21 protein-coding genes are annotated in these 18,487 nt (G+C 46.1%); 6 read left to right on the top strand and 15 right to left on the bottom strand.

Going from position 1 to position 18,487, the window contains the following annotated elements; all coding sequences use genetic code 11:
• Positions 1-216: 216 nt before the first annotated feature.
• The 13 genes from SAPGRDRAFT_RS14755 to SAPGRDRAFT_RS14690 form a co-directional block, all read right to left on the bottom strand.
• Positions 217-1,653 carry a RapZ C-terminal domain-containing protein gene (locus SAPGRDRAFT_RS14755; protein WP_002660045.1) on the bottom strand — a complete coding sequence of 479 codons (1,437 nt, stop codon included), beginning with the start codon at positions 1,651-1,653 and terminating at the stop codon, positions 217-219.
• 36 nt (positions 1,654-1,689) lie between these two features.
• On the bottom strand, positions 1,690-2,073 hold the full coding sequence (locus SAPGRDRAFT_RS14750) for a DUF7793 family protein (RefSeq protein WP_002660044.1): 384 nt from the start codon (positions 2,071-2,073) through the stop codon (positions 1,690-1,692).
• A 6-nt stretch (positions 2,074-2,079) separates the two neighbouring features.
• Positions 2,080-2,463 carry a DUF7793 family protein gene (locus SAPGRDRAFT_RS14745; RefSeq protein WP_002660043.1) on the bottom strand — a complete coding sequence of 128 codons (384 nt, stop codon included), beginning with the start codon at positions 2,461-2,463 and terminating at the stop codon, positions 2,080-2,082.
• 5 nt (positions 2,464-2,468) lie between these two features.
• The gene (locus SAPGRDRAFT_RS14740) at positions 2,469-2,852 is read right to left on the bottom strand and encodes a DUF7793 family protein (protein ID WP_002660042.1); all 384 of its coding nucleotides are present in this window, start codon (positions 2,850-2,852) and stop codon (positions 2,469-2,471) included.
• A 6-nt stretch (positions 2,853-2,858) separates the two neighbouring features.
• On the bottom strand, positions 2,859-3,245 hold the full coding sequence (locus SAPGRDRAFT_RS14735) for a DUF7793 family protein (RefSeq protein WP_002660041.1): 387 nt from the start codon (positions 3,243-3,245) through the stop codon (positions 2,859-2,861).
• An 88-nt stretch (positions 3,246-3,333) separates the two neighbouring features.
• A complete protein-coding gene (locus SAPGRDRAFT_RS14730; protein WP_002660040.1) occupies positions 3,334-3,720 on the bottom strand; it encodes a DUF7793 family protein in 387 nt (128 codons plus the stop codon).
• 121 nt (positions 3,721-3,841) lie between these two features.
• Entirely contained in the window at positions 3,842-5,725 is a 1,884-nt protein-coding gene (locus SAPGRDRAFT_RS14725; RefSeq protein WP_002660039.1) for an AMP-binding protein, read from the bottom strand.
• Positions 5,726-6,000: 275 nt separating this feature from the next.
• Positions 6,001-6,147: a hypothetical protein gene (locus tag SAPGRDRAFT_RS23145; protein ID WP_172635361.1), complete on the bottom strand. Its 147-nt coding sequence runs from the start codon at positions 6,145-6,147 to the stop codon at positions 6,001-6,003.
• 806 nt (positions 6,148-6,953) lie between these two features.
• A complete protein-coding gene (locus tag SAPGRDRAFT_RS14715; RefSeq protein WP_253271337.1) occupies positions 6,954-7,631 on the bottom strand; it encodes an Imm53 family immunity protein in 678 nt (225 codons plus the stop codon).
• A 6-nt stretch (positions 7,632-7,637) separates the two neighbouring features.
• Positions 7,638-8,588 carry an RHS repeat-associated core domain-containing protein gene (locus SAPGRDRAFT_RS19925; RefSeq protein WP_002660037.1) on the bottom strand — a complete coding sequence of 317 codons (951 nt, stop codon included), beginning with the start codon at positions 8,586-8,588 and terminating at the stop codon, positions 7,638-7,640.
• Positions 8,589-8,769: 181 nt separating this feature from the next.
• The gene (locus SAPGRDRAFT_RS14705) at positions 8,770-9,069 is read right to left on the bottom strand and encodes a hypothetical protein (RefSeq protein WP_002660036.1); all 300 of its coding nucleotides are present in this window, start codon (positions 9,067-9,069) and stop codon (positions 8,770-8,772) included.
• A 330-nt stretch (positions 9,070-9,399) separates the two neighbouring features.
• Entirely contained in the window at positions 9,400-10,413 is a 1,014-nt protein-coding gene (locus SAPGRDRAFT_RS14695; RefSeq protein ID WP_253271336.1) for a quinone oxidoreductase family protein, read from the bottom strand.
• Positions 10,414-10,568: 155 nt separating this feature from the next.
• Positions 10,569-11,366 (bottom strand): C40 family peptidase, encoded by a 798-nt coding sequence (locus SAPGRDRAFT_RS14690; protein WP_002660034.1) that lies wholly within the window; start codon positions 11,364-11,366, stop codon positions 10,569-10,571.
• Between the two features lie 165 nt (positions 11,367-11,531).
• Here SAPGRDRAFT_RS14690 and SAPGRDRAFT_RS14685 point away from each other — a divergent pair, with 165 nt between their 5' ends.
• From SAPGRDRAFT_RS14685 to SAPGRDRAFT_RS14660, 6 genes are all read left to right on the top strand, one after another.
• On the top strand, positions 11,532-12,392 hold the full coding sequence (locus SAPGRDRAFT_RS14685; RefSeq protein WP_002660033.1) for a hypothetical protein: 861 nt from the start codon (positions 11,532-11,534) through the stop codon (positions 12,390-12,392).
• Positions 12,393-12,495: 103 nt separating this feature from the next.
• Complete coding sequence (locus tag SAPGRDRAFT_RS14680; RefSeq protein WP_002660032.1) at positions 12,496-12,822, top strand: cysteine-rich CWC family protein; 327 nt, start codon at positions 12,496-12,498, stop codon at positions 12,820-12,822.
• Positions 12,823-12,834: 12 nt separating this feature from the next.
• Entirely contained in the window at positions 12,835-13,386 is a 552-nt protein-coding gene (locus SAPGRDRAFT_RS14675) for a hypothetical protein (protein WP_002660031.1), read from the top strand.
• 83 nt (positions 13,387-13,469) lie between these two features.
• Complete coding sequence (locus SAPGRDRAFT_RS14670) at positions 13,470-13,934, top strand: Fur family transcriptional regulator (RefSeq protein WP_002660030.1); 465 nt, start codon at positions 13,470-13,472, stop codon at positions 13,932-13,934.
• A gap of 6 nt (positions 13,935-13,940) precedes the next feature.
• Positions 13,941-14,291, top strand: coding sequence for an STAS domain-containing protein (locus SAPGRDRAFT_RS14665; protein ID WP_002660029.1), 351 nt, complete (start codon positions 13,941-13,943; stop codon positions 14,289-14,291).
• Between the two features lie 96 nt (positions 14,292-14,387).
• The gene (locus SAPGRDRAFT_RS14660) at positions 14,388-15,656 is read left to right on the top strand and encodes an adenylosuccinate synthase (RefSeq protein ID WP_002660028.1); all 1,269 of its coding nucleotides are present in this window, start codon (positions 14,388-14,390) and stop codon (positions 15,654-15,656) included.
• Between the two features lie 411 nt (positions 15,657-16,067).
• Here the strand turns inward: SAPGRDRAFT_RS14660 and SAPGRDRAFT_RS14655 are convergent, their stop codons facing one another.
• Together SAPGRDRAFT_RS14655 and SAPGRDRAFT_RS14650 are read right to left on the bottom strand one after the other, a co-directional pair.
• Positions 16,068-17,690 carry a S26 family signal peptidase gene (locus SAPGRDRAFT_RS14655; protein WP_002660027.1) on the bottom strand — a complete coding sequence of 541 codons (1,623 nt, stop codon included), beginning with the start codon at positions 17,688-17,690 and terminating at the stop codon, positions 16,068-16,070.
• A 35-nt stretch (positions 17,691-17,725) separates the two neighbouring features.
• Complete coding sequence (locus tag SAPGRDRAFT_RS14650; protein ID WP_002660026.1) at positions 17,726-18,469, bottom strand: polyprenol monophosphomannose synthase; 744 nt, start codon at positions 18,467-18,469, stop codon at positions 17,726-17,728.
• Positions 18,470-18,487: the final 18 nt, after the last annotated feature.

The raw sequence follows: 18,487 nt of genomic DNA, 5'->3' as shown, positions 1-18,487 counted from the left end.
GCCGCATACGCTAACAGAGCGTATGCGGCTTTTTTGGTCCTATTTGCAGCGGACAGGCGGCGAAGCCGCCGCAGGCCTAGCGATGTGAAAGGGGGGCCGTCAGGCCAGACCCAGCCAGCTTGCTGGCGCAGGGCCGAGCAGAGCTGCGAGCCCTGAAACGTAGCGCCGAGGAGCGAAGCGAGGCGGAGGCCCCAAAACACCTTAAAAACAAACCGTCTATTTTGGCCAATGAGGACGTTCTCGGTGCTGCAAATGAATATTGAGCTGAGCTGCAAAACGACTTTGCAAAAACTGTTGCAAGCGCTCGGCAGAATAGACCGAGCGATGTTGGCCGCCCGTGCAGCCAAAATGGACTCCTAAGTCGGAATGTCCACGGTCCAAATACTTTTGTATGGCCCGCTCAATAATGGGAAAAACCTGCGCTAAGAACTGCTCAATTTCGCCATCTTCTACCAAAAAGAGTTTGACCTCTTCATCTAGGCCCGTTTTCTTTTTGTAGGGCGCATATCGGCCTGGGTTATGGATAAAACGGCAATCGAAGATAAAGCCCGCTCCATGTCCGCCCGTGGGGTCTTCGGGCAAGCCTCTTTTATAGGAAAAGGAAGAAATATGCAGGCGGAGCGCCTGTTTTTGGGGCTTGGGCAGCTGCTCTTTTGGCTGCCGAATGAGGGCCTTAAGCAAGCGATTGAGTTCGGGCAAAGGCAGTACATCTTGTTTGAGCAGCCAGCGAATATTTTCGAGTGCAAAGGGAATACTGGCCAAAAAATGCCCTTTCTTTTGGTAATGCCCCTTAAAGCCATAGGCGCCCAAAACCTGCAAGCTGCGCAAGAGTACAAAGCCCAGGTAATAGCGTTCAAACTCTTGGCGGTTCCAATGGGGTTCTCGCTTTTTGAGGGCCTTAAAATAGGCTTGCAGCAAGCGTTGACGGTCCTTATTGGAGAGCTGCGCTTTGGCCTGAAAAAGCAGAGAAACCAAATCGTATTGCAAAGGGCCACGGCGGCCTCCCTGATAATCAATAAAATAAGGCTGCTCATTTTTGATCATGATATTTCTGGCCTGAAAATCTCGGAACATAAAATAGTTGGCGGGAGCTTGGGCCAGAAAATCGACTAGGCGATCAAAATCTTGCTCTAGAGCTTCGGCATCAAAGGGGAGTTTGGCGGGTAATAAATACCAGTACTTAAACGACTGGCAGTCCCATTGCATAGATTGTTTATCAAAATCGGCCTTGGGATAGGCCAAGCGATAATCTATTTTCTTATGGCCCTCTAGCTGCATATCGAGCAAGGCAATCAGGGCATTTTCATAGTAGTTATAAAAGCGATCGGGGAAATGTCCCTCCTCATTTTTGCGGGCTTCTTCTAGCTTTTCTAATAGCGTTTTTGGGCCTAAATCTTCAATCAGATAGCAGTTTTTGTCTAGAGATTGGGCCAAAAGTTTAGGGACTGGCAGGGCCAGATCTAGAAAACTTTGGGTAAAAGAAACAAAGGCTAAATTCTCTTCTTCTGCGGGGTTTTCGACCCCTAGCGCTTGGCCATTGGGCGAAGAAAGACGATAGTATTTTCGGTCGGAGCCAGAAAGAGGCAGGGCTTGAATGTGCTGGGCCGCCTCGCCAAAATGCTCTTGATAGAGCTTGAGTATAGTTTGATTCATAGTAGGTATTGTTCTAAGACAAAACTACTAAAAAAACTAGTTTTTTGGGGCCTCTGCTCCCTGTTCTACTAGCCAAGCCATAGCATCTGCTTCAGAGCTAAATATCTTATTGGGGTAAGCGGGGCGATTAAAGCTGATAAATATATTGGCAATCATTGCGGTTAAAGCACTTCCTACAAGAATTGCAGCCGCTGACACCTGTCCATGCTCTGCCAGATATTTTCTTACTGCGGTACTAGAAGACTTTAGCTGACGACTATCGGATAGGTAGTAGATATTCTTTCCAAAATGTTGATGTACCGTTTGAGTATGCTCTTTTATATCTTCTACTTCTGTAACATAAGGAACAACAACCGTTGACTTAATCATATTATTTGACAACTGTATAACCTCTGCTAAGTTTGTTCTGACCCTTTTCATTAGCTTTTATTTTTTAGGCGCATTAGCCCCCTGACTAACCAACCAAGCTATAGCTTTTGTCTCATCCTTAAAGACTTTAGTTGGGTATGAGGGCCGACTAAAGCTAACAAACATATTGGCCAGCATGGCTGTCGTTCCATTTTTAACTAAAATTGCAATTGCTTTAACCTCTTTTTGATTGGCTAAATATTGACGAACTTCTAAGGTAGTAGAAAGAAGACTACGAGTATCTGAGAGGTAGTAATGATCTTTTCCAAAATGTTCTTCTATCTCCTCTACATGCCTTTGTATAAGCTCAACATCTGTTGCTTTCTTCAATATTGCTGTTACCCTAATAAGGTTATCTGATAGTTGCTCGACTATCCCTAAAGGAGTCCTTATTGTCTTCATATATTTTACTTTTGGGGCGCATTAGCCCCCTGTTCTACTAGCCAAGCAATGGCTGCTGCTTCCTCTTTAAAAAGTTTAGTTGGATACAATGGCTTCCCAAAGCTAATAAATAAATTGGCCAACATAGCCGCTGTTCCACTTTTTATGAGTACAGCTACAGCTTGAGCTTTAACGTTTTTTGCCAAATACTTACGCACGGCTACAGTAGTATACTGTACATCCCGCGTATCAGAGAGATAGTAAATATTAGTTCCAAAATGCTCTTCGATCAACCCTATATGTTGCCGAACAAGCTCTACATCATTGCCTTTCTTTACTAAGGTAGTCACCTTTATAAGATCATCAGATAGTTGTTCTGCTTTGCCTAAAGGAGTAGTTGTCGTCTTCATCTATTTTTATTTTTTTGGCGCCTCCGCCCCCTGCTCCACTAGCCAAGCTATGGCCTTTTTCTCATCCTGGAATATTCGACTAGGATAAAGGGGCTTACTAAAACTCATATACATATTTCCTAGCATCTTAGACAAGCCACCTCCGACAATAATTGCCGCCGCCGCCGCCCCAGAATGATCCCGCAAGTACTCTCGGGCTTCTCTAGAAGCCGACTTGAGCAAGCGAATATCCGTAATATAATATTTTCCCAACCCAAAAGTCTCATGACAAAGCCGTATATGCTCCCGCACTAGCTCCATATCATGGACTTTTGTTTTATAATAGACTTCTTTCATCAAGTTCGGACTCAAGGCCCATACTCTCGCTAAGCTTGTATTTACCTCCTTCTTCATAAATCTATGCGCTTCTTTCTGCTAAAATAAGTACAAATTGATTCTACTTAAAGTTTAAGCATTTTCCTAGGAATACAAAGCTAGAACCCTACTCTGAATACAAGATCCCCCCTTGTTCTTCCAACCACTTTAATGCCGCCGATTCTTTCCGAAATACTCTGGCCAAATAGGGTGGCCGACTGATATCTATAAATAAATTACCCACCATCATCGATAGACCACTATTCACCAATATGGCCGCCGCAATGACTGTAGAATGCCCCTTCAAATACTCTCTAACCTCTCTGCTAATAGACTTTAATTTGCGAATGTCGCTCAAGCAATACCCCCCTGCTCCAAAGATCTCCTGCCCCTTCTGAACATGACCCTTAACCATATCAATATCCTTTACCTCGGGTACTAAATAAACTTCCTTGGCGATATTTGGCCCCAATTGAAGTAGATAGCCTACTTCTGTCTGTATTTCTTTTGCCATAGCTATTCCTTATTAAAAATTGGCTGCTTCTAGGAATACCTACTAAGATGCTATTTTTTTTTAGAAAAACATGCATTTTCGTGACCAAAAAAAAAGCCCCTAGAAAGGGGCTTTTTATACTCTAACGATAGGCCTGTATCTTGGCCTGTAATTCTGGAATGACCGCAGGATCATCTATTGTAGATGGCATTTTATAGGGCCGCTGATCTACTAAATCACGTAGCAAGCGACGTAAGGTCTTACCCGACCGCGTCTTGGGCAAACGCTCTACTGGCAAAATCTCTTTCAAAGAAGCTACCGCCCCAATCTTGGCCCGAACCAACTGAACCAACTCTTTCTCCAAAACCGATTCCGCACGACCCGCCTGAGGCTGCCAAACGACAAAGGCCATTGGCCGCTGCCCCTTGAGCTCGCAAGCCCGCCCAATGACCGCCACTTCCGCTACCGCAGCATGCCCCGCCAATACCTCTTCCATCTCTGCCGTAGACAAACGATGACCCGCCACATTGATGACGTCATCTACCCGCCCCGTAATGAAGTAGTAGCCCTCTTCATCTATATATGCCCCATCTCCAGTACTGTAGTAACCCGCAAACTGACTAAAATAACTGTTCTTAAACCGTTCTGGGTTCTCCCACAACCCCATCAAACAACCCGGAGGTAAGGGGGTCCGTATACTCAATAATCCCTCGGCGTTCGCTGGCAACACCTGCCCCTCCTCATCCAATATATCAAAGGCAAAACCACAAACAGGACGGCCCGCAGAACCCGCCTTAATCGGCATCAATTCATGCCCCGCCATATTGGCCAACATCGGCCAACCAGATTCCGTCTGCCACCAATGATCTATAACAGGCTTCTGCAACTGCCCCCGCAACCAATCCAATGTGGCCGCATCACATCGCTCTCCAGCCAAAAACTGAAACCGCAAAGAGGATAAATCATGCTTCTTGATCCACTCCCCCCCCGGATCTTCTTTGCGTATCGCCCGTATAGCCGTGGGCGCCGTAAACATCACCGATACTTTGTATTCTTCTATGACCCGCCAAAAGGTCCGCGCATCTGGCGTCCGAATCGGCTTGCCCTCAAATAATACGGTCGTGTTCCGATGCAATAATGGCCCATATACAATATAACTATGCCCCACAACCCAGCCAATGTCACTAGCCGCCCAAAATACTTCCCCAGGCTTCAAGCCATAAATATGCTGCATACTAAAATGTAAGACGGTCGCATATCCCCCCGTGTCCCGAATCACCCCCTTGGGCGTTCCCGTCGTCCCCGAGGTGTACAGAATGTAAGAAGGATGCGTAGACTTCAGCATCACCGCCCCTACAGGCTCCGCCTTGAGCAATTCCTCAAAATCAACGTCATAATCCCGCTCCGGATGCTCTACCCCCAACCGTCTGTTATATAATACCACCTTCTCAGGCGGAAATTCCGCCTCCTCTAAGGCCGCATCTACCAATACTTTATAAGGAATGATTTTCTGGATCTCTATCCCCGCAGAAGCCGTGATCAATACCTTGGGCTTGCAGTCGTCTATCCGTATCGCTAACTCATGTGCCGCAAATCCACCAAATACTACCGAATGCGTGACCCCCAATCGAGCACAGGCCAACATAGCCACCACCGCCTGAGGTATCATAGGCATGTATATTACCGCCCGATCTCCTGCCTCTAATCCCAACTCCCGCAATCCACCAGCAAAAGCCGCTACCAAATCCCGCAATTCATTATAACTGTACTTTGCCTTGCTCTGACTCACCGGCGAATCATAAATTAAGGCCGTATCCTCCCCATATCCATCCGCAATGTGCTTGTCCAAACAAAGCTCCGAAAGATTTAACTCCCCATCCCCAAACCACTCCGGATAATCTCCACTTTCATCCAATATCTTTTCCGGAAACTTATGCCAAGCAAGTCGCTGCGCTTGCGCTTTCCAAAATTCTTGCGGCTGATCTATACTCCAATTATAAAACGATTCATAGGTCTTCTCTGGCATAATCTAGGCTTTTTTTAGTTGTGTATCTAAATATCTATATAATAGTACTCAATTTTAAACAAGTCTGCAAAATTATTAGGTAATTTAGATCACATCTAAAATATTATTGGCCCAGCCCCCCCCTTTTCCATAGAATAAAATAGGCCATGCGCTTCTTCTTTTTTTTTGGGGCCTGCCGCCTAAGGCGGCCGGGCCCTTGCAGGGCTCGCAGGTCTGCTCGGCCCTGCGCCAGCAAGCTGGCTGGGTCTGCCGCTGCGCGGCCCCCTTGCAGGCCCCTAGGCCAAGTCGCTTCGCTCCTTTGCGGCGGCTTCGCCGCCTGCTAGCTGTGGCTGCAGGTTGAAACCAGCAGCCATACAACAACCCCATTCTGCATCTATAGTGCGGAGAGGATTAAAATCCTCTACCGCTTTGAACTTGAACAAGGGTGTTTTTTTCTTCGGTAGTTTGATTTTGTTTTTGTCTCCCCCATAAATTTCATAATACCCCTAGGGCCAAGGCCCTAGGCTATCGAAAAAATTGTCATCCCCTCATTCGAGGGGATTTTCTGTTCCACTAGGCTCCATCAGCAAACAAGGGCTTTAGCCCGCCAGTTTGCATAGACCCACAACCATGGGCTTTAGCCCATGGGCCCCAAACAAGTCCACACAAAAAAATCAGGGGTAAAAACAATTGCTATGCTTACCGCCCTGGGCTGAAGCCCAGGGTTATTACCTGAGCGAACTGACGGACTAAAGTCCTTGTTCGCTTTTTCTACTTGTAGATTCCCATTAAGCTTCAGCCCATAGGCCCAAAGCTACCCAGCCGCTAAAAGCCGCTTTCTTTATCTCTCCTTTTTCAAAGCTCCCAAGAAAAAGTTGAGGGACTAATAAATGGGCGTATTTAAAATTTTGTGTCTGCCCTTCTTGCTGCCTAGGGACAAGCCCCTAGGCTAGCTTTTTTAGACAGCCCTCTGCGAGGGCCTTTGGATATGGCCCTTCTCTGCAAAAACAGATGAGCAAGGCCAACTATATGAGCAGTTGAGGCCCTTTAGGGCTGACTCCATGGGATTAGCCTAGGGGCTTGTCCCTAGGCGATGGATAGCAGGCGGCAAAGCCGCCGCAAAGGAGCGAAGCGACTGGCCTAGCGATGTGCAGGGGTGGCCGAAGGCCAGACCCAGCGGGCAAAGCCCGCGCAGGGCCGAGCGAACAGCGAGCTGCCGAACGTAGCGCCCGCCGAAGGCGGGAGGCCCCTATTCCTCAAAATCTTCATCAGCAGCTTCTACCAGCTCCTTAAAAGAATGCAATAAAAAACTTAATTTTCGGAGATCTCCAGAAGCCGTAAATACACTATCTTTGATAGCCAGCCCATACCAATCATTTTCTGATTTTTTCACTAATTGCCAGGCTATCTCGGTATCCTCTAAAAGAGTTTCTATTAGGTCTATCTGCACAGACCAGCCGCCACTTTCGATTGTCTTTATAGTAAAGCCGTATTGATGTTCCCAATCTCCGTCACAATGAAAGCTGAACCAGTCTTCTATCCAAGCTAATATGTCAGTGTTATCCTCTTCTTGCCATTTTTCACCGCCTTCAGAACTATTCCAGCCTAACTCTTTCTTTTTTTGTTCTACTAAGTCCTTAAAGCGATTCAATAACAACCGTAGCTTTTTAGGGCCTCCAAATCCATCAAAAACAGCATCTACTACAGCAATTCCATGCCAGTCTCCTGTGGACCAACCATCTTTAGATCCTTCTATTCGTTCCCATTCTACACTTGCCCCATCTAAAATAGTTTCTTTTAAATCAATTTTAACACCCCAGCCTGGGTTATCAATATTATAAATGTGAATCAAGTCTTTAACTTGCTCTTTCTTAGCAGAATACAACAAAGCCCACTCTTCTAATACATTTAATATGTTCATATTCATTTTTTATTATTTTGGTATTTCCCAAGGTTCAGGAGGTCGAACACCTTCAGGTATTCCTTTTCCTTGAACATGAGGAGTTGGAATAGGTACACCTTTGCCATTTGCATGTGTGTTCCCAGGATCGCCATTTGGCTTACCTCCATCATAACGTTTTATAGGATTATAATGCCCAGTTCTTGTTTTTTCATAGGTTTCATATTTAAAGACTTTTCCATAATCGTCTCTTTTGAATGTAGTATGATCTCCCTCTGCGCTTTTATCTGGGCGTAATTTATTAGAAGCTTTTTTCCCTGTTTTTTTACTATTAAACCCTTTTTTTGCGGCACCGACTACCTGATCAGGCAACTTTGGAGAGGTCTTCAATAAGGTTTTAGATAGAAGTTTTGCTCCTACCTTCGCAGTTATTTTTCCAACTGCATGAGCTACAAGATCATCAATTAAACCGAGTCCTCCACCTAATGCTCCTGTAAACGGATCATCTACAGGATCAATTCTACCCGAAGCCATAGGACGGATTCTGTTCCCAAACTGCTCATCATGATCATAACTTTCTAGCTCATCAACAGAGTGATGTACTGCTTGTCCAAGCTTATAGCCCAAATCATCAAAGTAATCTACTACATGAACTTCTCTATTCCCCTCACTATCCATTGGAGAATCACCATAACTTACAGACTTTAAGATAGGCTTTTGGCCCTTGTCCATTGTGTAATAGAACTCCTTCTCCAAGCCGTCTAAATCTACACTTCTAACTACATCTCCTTCCGCAAAAGCATAGCAGCTATTCCATGGAAAGCTTTTTGCCAACGGATCCACACTCAAAAACTTCCCTATACTCGGATTATACAACCTAAAGCCATAATCCTGTATATTTTGCGTCCCCCAATCTCGGTCATCTTCCTTCCCATTAAACCCAAAACGATACCCCTCCCCACTCACAAACTTACGCCCAGGCATTTCCCATCCGAATGGGTTTTGAACTCATTTAAAAACAACTGTTCTTGGACTTGAAAGCTAATTTTGCGTCCTTCGTCGTTATTTTTCTCCACGATAGCGCTGCTATCCCGTCAAAAAATGCCTAGAAAGGCCCACAAAATTATTACTCAAGCCCTACAAGAACGTCGCTTTCAAATGAGTTCTATAAACTTGCAGAAGAAACCTGCGCCAGATAATAATCTGCCTGCCCAGTTTGGCTGCTGTCTTGGCCCAAAGATTTATCACTGACCGTAGCGAGTACGTTGCCTAGGTGGTTAGAGAGCTCATAGCGGCGGCGGTCCAGCTCTAGTTGCTGGTAGCTGCTTTGCGCCAAAGCCGTTTTGGCTAATGTTCTAATAGACCAATTGGCCGTGCCCGACTCATCCCGATACCTTAAAGCTAAGGCTTTTTTCAAGATCCCCAAACGGGCAGAGCCATATAAATGCAGCTCGTCCAGATACAAACTATCTTTGTCATCGACCAGCGCAATATTTTCTTCATTGTACTGATAAACCGATCATATACAAAATGCCAATAACCGCCTAGGGGCTTGTCCCTAGGCGATGAATGGCAGGCGGCTTCGCCGCCATGGCCGAAGGCCAAACGGCCCAGCGCTGCGGAGCGGGTGGCCGAAGGCCAGACCGAGCTTTTTGAGCAAAGCGAAAAAAGCGAAGGGCCGAGCGAACAGCGAGCCCCGCAGCATAGCGGCGGCCAGCTTTGCTGGCCGCGGGCCCCAAAAAAAAAGAAACTACCCTTCGATAGCTTCTTCTATTTTGTACTTAAAGTAATTAAATTAGTCAGTCATTTTTAGGACCAATTTGCCAAACTGCTGGCCTTTATTCATACAATCAAAGGCTTTTTGCGCTTGGTCCAAAGGCCAAACCTGCTCGACCAAAGGTTTAATTTTGTGCTCTTCTACCCAAGCAATCATCTGGGCAAAATCCTCATCGCTGCCCATGGTGCTGCCCATAATATCGAGCTGTTTCCAGAACATCTTTTGGGGATTGATTTGAAATTTGCCTCGGGTTCCCCCATAAAAAACGATCCGTGCAGCAGGACGGGCCAAATCGACAAAATAGCTAAAGTCGGGACCGCCAGCACTATCAATAATCAAATCAAAACCAGCGGGATCTTGGGCCAATAGGGCCTTATGCCATTGCTCCTGCTTATAAGAAATGCCGTTTAGGGCGCCCATTTTCTTGGCCTTTTCGATCTTCTCGGCCTGTCCAGAGCTTACCCAAATATCAATGCCCAGAGGTTGGGCAAATTGCAGGGCCGTTAGGGCCACGCCACCGCCAATACCCGAAATAAATAGGCGTTCGCCCGCCTGCAGGCGGCCTCGGCTAAAGAGCGCCCGATAGGCCGTTAGTCCGGCCAAAGGCAGGGCCGCTGCCTCCTCGGCAGAAAGATGGGCGGGCCGCAAAAACAGGCGATCTTGGGGAACCAGCAGATATTCGGCAAAGCTGCCGTACTGCGGCATGCCCAAGATGCTATAGTTTTTGGCCTGTACGGCTTGCTCTTCGCCCCAATTTTGGTTGGGATTGACGATAACCTTTTGGCCCAGCCATTTTTTATCGGCCTGCGGGCCCAACTCCACCACCTCACCACTAGCATCCGAGCCTAGGATAATCCCTTCTCGAACGCCAGGATAGAGGCCTTGGGTAATATATAAATCGCGGTGATTGAGTGCGGCCGCCTCCACCTTAATCAATACCTGATCGGCTTGGGGGCGGGGCTTTTCAATTTGGCGATAAACAGCGGGCGATTTCTTTTGGTCCAAGACCATTGCATACATCTTGCTCATCATTCTATAGATTTAGGGCCTTTAGTGCAGCAGGGCAAAAACTACCGTACATCTAGCCATGAACTAATCATTTAGGCTCTCTAAGCTATAAAAACATTTGCGTTGGGCCAAGTTTGGGCAAAAAAAAGCCGCTCTCTAGGCGAGAGCGGCTTTTCACTTTATTTTTCGGCCAGCGGAGCAGCTTGCTTTTCTGTGCCTATGGGGTCGATCACATTTCTAGCGAAGAGAATTTTCTTTTTCCAATAAGAAGACTTGCTTACATTTTCGATCATGATGCCGTGGCGGGGGCCATTGGCATGAATCACGGTAATGCCTTCGGCGGTATTGCTTAGAATAAGGCCGACATGAGTGACCATTCCGCCCTTGCCGTAGCGGCTAAAAAAGAGGAGGTCACCTACTTTTGTATCTTTGAGGTCTACATGTTTTCCTTGTTTAGCTTGATAGCGAGAGCCGGGAGAGATTTCGATTCCGAACAGGCGCATCACAAAAGAAGTGTAGCCGGAGCAATCGAAAGCGTTGGGACCTTTGGCGGCATAAATGTAGGGGCGGCCCAGATATTTTTTGGCGGCGGCGGTAATTTCGGAGCGAATCAAGATTCGTTTTTCTAGGGTCAGTTCCCCTTGAAATTTTACGGGAACGTCTGGATAAACGGCTTGGCGCATTTTGGCCAACTTTGCTTTGCGTTTAGCCTTTGTTTTTGCTTGGCGTTTGCGTTGGATCAGGGACTTCATGCCCGTGATATCGGCCTGTTCGATTTGGGCTTTTTCTAGTTCTAGGGCTTGGATGACCTTTACTTTCTTGGCGAAGGTAGCCATACTTGCGGCTAATTGTTCGGCTTGGGCCTTTTCCTCTGCCAATTGCTCTTGTTGCATGCGAATATATTGGTCGCTGACGATCAGTAGCGTCATATAGAGCAAAAAAATCTGAAAGATCTCTACCTTAGATATGGAATTCATATATTTTATTCTTCTGTTCGGTCTCTCTTTTGGCTTAACATTTAAAGCCATTTGTTTAAGGAGCCTTGAACGCAATCAAAAATCTTTTTTCATATAAATCGGCTGCAAATCTATTTATTTTGGCCAAAAAACCAAAAGAATCTCCTTTATTGAAAGCTTAAGCTTATGAAATTTAACAGTTTAGGAACTTTTAGCCTTATTTTATCTTTAGTTTTGCTCGTTAATTGGGCCAAGGCACAAAACAAAACGGAGCGTCCGACTACCTACTCTAAAGTTTGTTTTTACACCATAGAAAAGCAAGGGTTTGAGCGATTTATGGAGGTCGTTGAGGCGGTTCAAAAAGGCAAAGAGCGCAAAGTGCAGGCGCAGATTCGCAAAATGCTGCGCGATCTGCGCAACTTTGACAGTAAAAAGACCGACCGTAGTTTTGAGCTTTGGTATCGGGCCAACTACAGTGATTTTGAGCAGCAGTTGGCGGTTGTGCGGCAATCTACCATTAAGTCATTAGAGATTTACAGAGCGAGGTGGCGGCGCAATCAGTGTCATTATTTTGATCATACGGCCTTTTTGATGCAAGTATTGGCCTTTGAGAGCGAGCGTTTTTATCCGGACTATTGGTTTATGGGGCAAGAGCGTTATTTTTCGGAGACCTTAGTCCGTAGGGTTTGGGCGGCGGCAGCAAAAGACCTACCGCCTATTTTTGAGCATTCGGATTTGCATAAAGAATTTGCGCCTATGTCTGCCCTACAAGCCTGGGAACTGGACCAGATGAAGCGGTACTTACAGATTGGTCCCTATGGAGAGGATCCTGGGGGAATTGGTCAAAAGCCGCTTATTCCCTACTCTTATGGCATTATTCTGCGGCCAGAGGCTATTTACATATTAGAGCAAATAGTTTTTGACGATCGCAGTTTGGACCTCGACCTCAATCGGCAAGTACGGGCTTTGCAGCGGTTCTTAAAAAGCTGCCGAGCTGGAGAAATTTATCTTTTGCTTCGCTTTGAGGAGCGGCCTTTTCGGCCTTAGGGGATAATTTTCTTGGCGGTTGGCGCAAAAAAACCGATTTTTGGCCCATTGCCTCTAGCAGGGCTCAGCCAAAGGCCGGGGCAGCCCCAAAAATGAAAACAAAATGAAAACAGAATGCCCAAGCTGTCACAAAAGCTTTGAGTGCCAGCCAGAAAACATCAGCAATTGCCAGTGTGTGGACCTAGTTATTGGGCCTGCTTTGAGGGCCCATTTGGCCAAGAGCAAAAAGAGCTGTTATTGTGCCGCCTGCTTGCGAGAACTGAATACAATTTGCGAGCAGGCGGCTAGGGAGCCCCTCCCTCAGAAGGCCCATGAATTTGTAGAAGGCAAGCACTTTTATAAGGAAAACGGCCTTTGGATATTTAGTAAATACTACCTCATTCAGCGGGGATATTGTTGTGGCAATGGCTGTAAACACTGCCCTTACTAAACGATAGAAAACATGTCATTTTGGAATAATATTTTTGGGGCCATTACTTCAGTTTTAGAAGAGACCCCAACACTAGAGGCGGGTATTCAAAACTTGATTTATGGCCATAATTACAAATCATATAGTCAGAGTATTGAAGACAGCTCTTTTTTTATAGGTAAAAGATGGCTAGAAGTCCGAGATGACCTAGACTTTCAAGAAGCCATACTTCATCTATTTAAGGAAGACGGCAAGTATCTACGTATACTAGATGGAGATGTCATTCCTGGAACTTGGGAGAAAGATGTGAAAGGTTTTTTTATAAAAATTGGTAGAGAGTATGAGTTCTATGAGCCTGTATTCTTAGATGACAACTATTTCATAATGCGAAAGCATGGGAATATTATACCGAAAGGTATTCGACCTTATTTTATGATTGTTATAGAACGACGAGCAAAAGGAAGAGAATGGCCTGAGTTACTCAACATGTTATTTGAAGATTATCAAGAAGGCCGCTCTACACCTTTTGGGCTAATTATCATGTTTGTAATTATGTTAGGCATCCTACTCTACTCCATTTTGTAGATGTCACAAAAACTATTGCGGGCTAAGCCCTGTTATCCATTTAAAATTCCCTATTTTAGGCCGTTAAATCAACCGCCAAAGTTATGTCAGAAAACAAAACACAAAACACCATAGACGAAGTAAGTAAAATCTTCTCTACCTATTTAATAAAGAATGGCCTACGCAAGACCCCAGAACGCTTTGCCATTTTGGAAGAGATCTATAAGCGCAACGATCATTTTGATGCAGAAGCGCTATATATTCATATGAAAACCCAGAATTATCGGGTGAGCCGAGCTACTGTTTATAATACCTTAGAGCTTTTGGTGGCCTGTGATTTGGTGCGCAAGCATCAATTTGGAAAAAACCTGGCTCAATATGAAAAATCCTATGGCTTTAAGCAGCATGATCATGCCGTTTGTATTGAGACTGGAGAAGTCTTTGAATTTTGTGATCCCCGTATTCAGCAAATCAAGGAGTTGGTAGCCGAAATGCTCGACTTTGAAATTACTCACCACTCGTTAACCTTCTATGGTTATAGCAAAGAAGGCCGCGAAAAAAAGAAATAGGGCCCAATGACTTTTCAATTAGAACAACAAGATGAAATTTGCATCTTGGAACTAGACGACCTTTGGAATCCAGAAGAAAACCAAGCAATCATTCAGGAAGTAGAACGCCTAATTGCTCAGGGGCAACGCCTGTTTCTCATTGATTTGGGGCAGATGCAATTTATGAACTCTTCTGGACTCGCTTTTTTAATTAGCATCCTCACCCGTGCCCGCTCTGCCGGTGGAGAATTGGCCCTTTGCCAAATCTCACCCAAAATTGAGCAGCTCCTACTCATGACTCGCCTGCGCTCTACCTTTGAGCTGGCCGACAACCGAGAAGAGGCCCTGAACATTTTGCAAGCCTTAACAAAGAACTAAAGCCTAATCTTTAGCCGCTTTTCAAAAGTTGTTTTTATTTTTGTGCGCCAAAAGTAGATTCCATCTACATTTTTTGCTACACAAAATTTTGCAACTATGGTTGATGTTCTGTTGGGACTCCAATGGGGAGATGAGGGAAAAGGTAAGGTCGTGGATTATTTAGCTCGGCAATACGATATTGTCGCTCGCTTTCAAGGAGGCCCCAATGCTGGGCACACTTTGGTCCTAGATGGCCAAAAATTTGTACTGCACACCATCCCCTCTGGGATTTTTAGACCTCAGGTGCTCAACCTGATTGGTAATGGCGTAGTGATTGACCCCACTACCCTGATTAAAGAAATGGAAAGTATTGCTGCCGCTGTCCCAAATTTTGGGGAGCGGCTTTTTATTGCCAAAAAAGCTCAGCTGATCCTGCCCTCGCATCGCTTGCTCGATACCGCCATGGAAGCCGCCAAGGGCAAAGCTAAAATTGGCTCGACCCTAAGAGGAATTGGCCCCACTTATACCGATAAAATTGCCCGCCGTGGGCTGCGTATGGGCGATATTCTCTTGCCTAATTTCAAAGCCCGCTATGAAGAACTCAAAACAGAGCATTTGAAAATGGCCCAAATTTATCCCACTGTAGATTTTGATTTGGCAGAACAAGAAGCCAACTTTTTTGCCGCTGTAGAAACCCTAAAGGGCCATCAACTGGTAGATGGCGAATACTTTATCAATAAGCAGTTGACCCAAGGCAAAAAGGTTTTGGCCGAGGGGGCCCAGGGCTCTATGCTCGATATTGATTTTGGTACCTACCCCTTTGTCACTTCTTCCAATACCATTAGCGCCGGGGTTTGCAATGGCCTAGGCGTAGCTCCTCAAAAGATTGGGGAGGTTATCGGCATCACCAAAGCCTATTGCACCCGCGTAGGTAGCGGCCCCTTCCCTTCTGAGCTCTTTGGCGAAGAAGGCGAAAATCTTCGCCAAGCAGGTGGAGAGTTTGGCGCAACTACGGGCCGCCCTCGCCGTTGCGGTTGGCTCGATTTGCCCCAACTCAAATATACCATTATGCTCAATGGCGTGACCCAATTGGTCATTACTAAGGTCGATGTCCTGAACGAAATGGAGGAGCTCAAAGTGGCTACGGCCTACAATTATGGGGGGCAAAAAAGCCAAGAACTGCCGCATGATTTGGTCCTTGAAGACATTAGTTTGGACTATCGCAGTTATGCGGGTTGGAAAAGCAACCTCAAGGGCATTCAAAAGTTTGAGGACTTTCCGCAAAAACTACAAGATTACATTCATAGCCTAGAAACAGAGCTAGACGTACCCATGAAAATGATCTCTACTGGTCCAGAACGCGAAGCTTTGATTATTAGAGATTAGGTTTTTCTTTTTTTGGGGCTGCCCCGCCCTTTGGGCGGGTCGGGCCATTTCGCAGCTCGCAGGTCTGCTCGGCCCTGCAGCGCTTTCAGCGCTTTGGTCTGCCGCCTTCGGCGGCCCTGCTACAGCCCCTCAGCCGATGCTGTAGGTGGAAACCTACAGCAAGGAAGGCCCAAACCTTTAGGTTTGGGCCTTTTATTTTGGACCAAAATCTGCGTCCTACAGGCCCGAAGGGCCGCAGGCTGAGGGATGGTAGGGGGTGGCCGCAGGCCAGACCGAGCCAGCTTGCTGGCGATGGGCCGAGCGAAGAGCGAGCCTCCGCACAGCCCGACCCGAGCGAAGCGAGTGGGCAGCCCCAAAAAAAGCCCCTCTACAGCAAACTGCAGAAGGGCTTAAACAATTTAAGCTTACTTTTTATTGGGCGGCATTTTTCAAAATGCGGTCAAAGCGGATCCCATTGGGGCCAATAGACATCCAGACAAACAGAGGTTTACCCACAACATGAGTAGCGGGCACAAAGCCCCAAGAGCGAGAATCGGCAGAATCGTCGCGGTTGTCTCCCATCATCCAGTAGTAATCCATTTCAAAGGTGTAGCTATTGGTGGTTTGGCCATCAATAATAATTTGGCCATCTCGGATCACTAGGTCGTGGCCTTCATAGGCCATAATCACTCTTTTGTAGAGATCGATATTATCCATAGTAAGCGTTACGCTCTCGCCCTTTTTGGGAATCCAGATGGGGCCATAATTATGGTTATTCCAAGGGAAAAGCTCGCCATTATAGGGGAAAATCCCAAGGTTGTAGCCTGGGGCCCCCACCACTGGGCGAATCTCCTTGAGAATTGGGGCCAACTGAGGATCTTGCAACATCTGCTCGACCACCAGCGGCGAAATATTTCTGAAATTACTGGCTTTTCCGGGGCCCGAAGGAATCGAAAGCGCATAATTATCATCTACATAACTCATATTGATGCTCTTATTATCTTGGGGCACCAACTCATAGCGATACTGCACGCCGGGGATAATATCGGGCTCTTGGCCATTGACAAATAGTCGGTTGGCACGGACCTCAATGCTATCGCCGGGCAAGCCCACACAGCGCTTGATATAGTGGTCGCGCTTATCTACAGGCCGAGTAACAATACGGTTTTGAAAGCGTTTGAGGAGCTGTTGGCGGGTGGTCTCTCTTTGGGCTCTGGGCGTCCCTTTGAGAATATTATGATAATCGCTAGAATAATCTACGCCTTTAATAATGGTATCACCTTCTGGATAATTGAAAACCACAGGATCGTAGCGATTGACCTTTTGTAGGGCTGGAGCCCGATTATAGTCCCAGCTGGGCCATTTCGAGTAGCATTCTCCGCCGGTAAGGGGCATTACATTATGCAAAAGCGGAAAAGAAAGGGGCGTCATGGGCAATCTAGAGCCATAATGTACCTTACTCACAAAAAGGAAATCTCCGACCAAAAGCGAGCCCTCCATAGATGGCGTGGGAATGGTGTAGGCCTCGATGAGGAAAAGGCGAATAAAGTGAGCGGCAAAAACGGCAAAAAGGATAGAATCGGCCCATTCTCGGACAAAGGTCTTTTTGGGAAAAGGGCGATTTTTCTCTAGCTTTCGGATAGCGGCTTGGTCCTTATTTTTAATGGCCATTTTGTAGGCGGCCTTATATTCTTTTCGTTGTTGGTGGGCGGGGCCTTTATAGCTCAGCTCATCTTTTTTGACAAAGCCTAGATATGGGAACCAAGCAAAGGGGGCTGCAATGGCCAACACATTATCTAAAAAGCCATATTTACCAAAGCTTCGGTTGAGCTCGATAGCCATAGCGGCCAGGGTAAAAACATTGACAATAGGAATAAAAAGCCAGATAATATGCCAACTAGGGCGGCCCACAATTTTGGTCCAGCTCAGGTAGTTTAGAATAGGAACATAAGCTTTCCAGCCTGTTTCTCCAGCCTTTTCAAAAAGTTTAGAAATACCGGCAAAGGGCAGTAAATAGCCCAAGATAAATACCGATAGGTAATAGAGGATATCCATATATAATATTATAATTATTGTAGCAAAGAAAGGCCCTATTGTCGGGCATAAGAATTGCGAAAGGCCTTAAAGCGCATACTCCAAACGCCCCAGAAGGCCTCGCTAAAGATCGCCGTACTCATTTTGGAGGCGCCTTCTTCTCGGTCCTTAAAGGTGATAGGTACTTCTCGGAGTTTGAAGCCCAATTGCCAGGCGGCAAACTTCATTTCAATTTGGAAGGCATAGCCTTTAAATCGAATTTTTTCAAAATCTAGTTGGGCCAAAAAGTCTCGTTTGTAGCAAACAAAGCCAGCCGTAGCATCAGAAACGGGCATCCAAGTAATCAAGCGAACATAAAAAGAGGCCCCTCTTGACATCAGGATGCGTTTGATGGGCCAATTGACTAATTTTCCGCCCCGAACATAGCGAGAACCTACACTTACTCCCACTCCAGCCTCTTGGCAAGCCTTGGCCAAGCGAGGGAGATCTTTGGGATTATGCGAAAAATCGGCATCCATCTCAAAAATATATTGATAGTCTCGCTCCAAGGCCCATTTAAAGCCTGCGATATAAGCCGTTCCTAGTCCTTGTTTACCTGCTCTTTGCATCAAAAAAAGCCGATCGGAAACTTCTTTTTGTAACTCCTGTACTTTTTCGGCTGTACCATCCGGAGAGCCATCATCGACAACCAAAATATCAAAGGAGCAATCTGCGGACAAAGCCAGCACCGCTCGAATAATATTCTCGATGTTTTCAATTTCGTTGTAGGTGGGTATAATCACCAAATTTTCACTTGCCAATTTGCTAGATTTTATTGA

Origin of the sequence: Saprospira grandis DSM 2844, from assembly GCF_000275825.1 — a bacterium.
Classification (GTDB): Bacteria; Bacteroidota; Bacteroidia; order Chitinophagales; family Saprospiraceae; genus Saprospira; species Saprospira grandis_A.
Note: the sequence above shows the minus strand (reverse complement) of the source record. Positions and strands in the feature narration are given on the sequence as shown.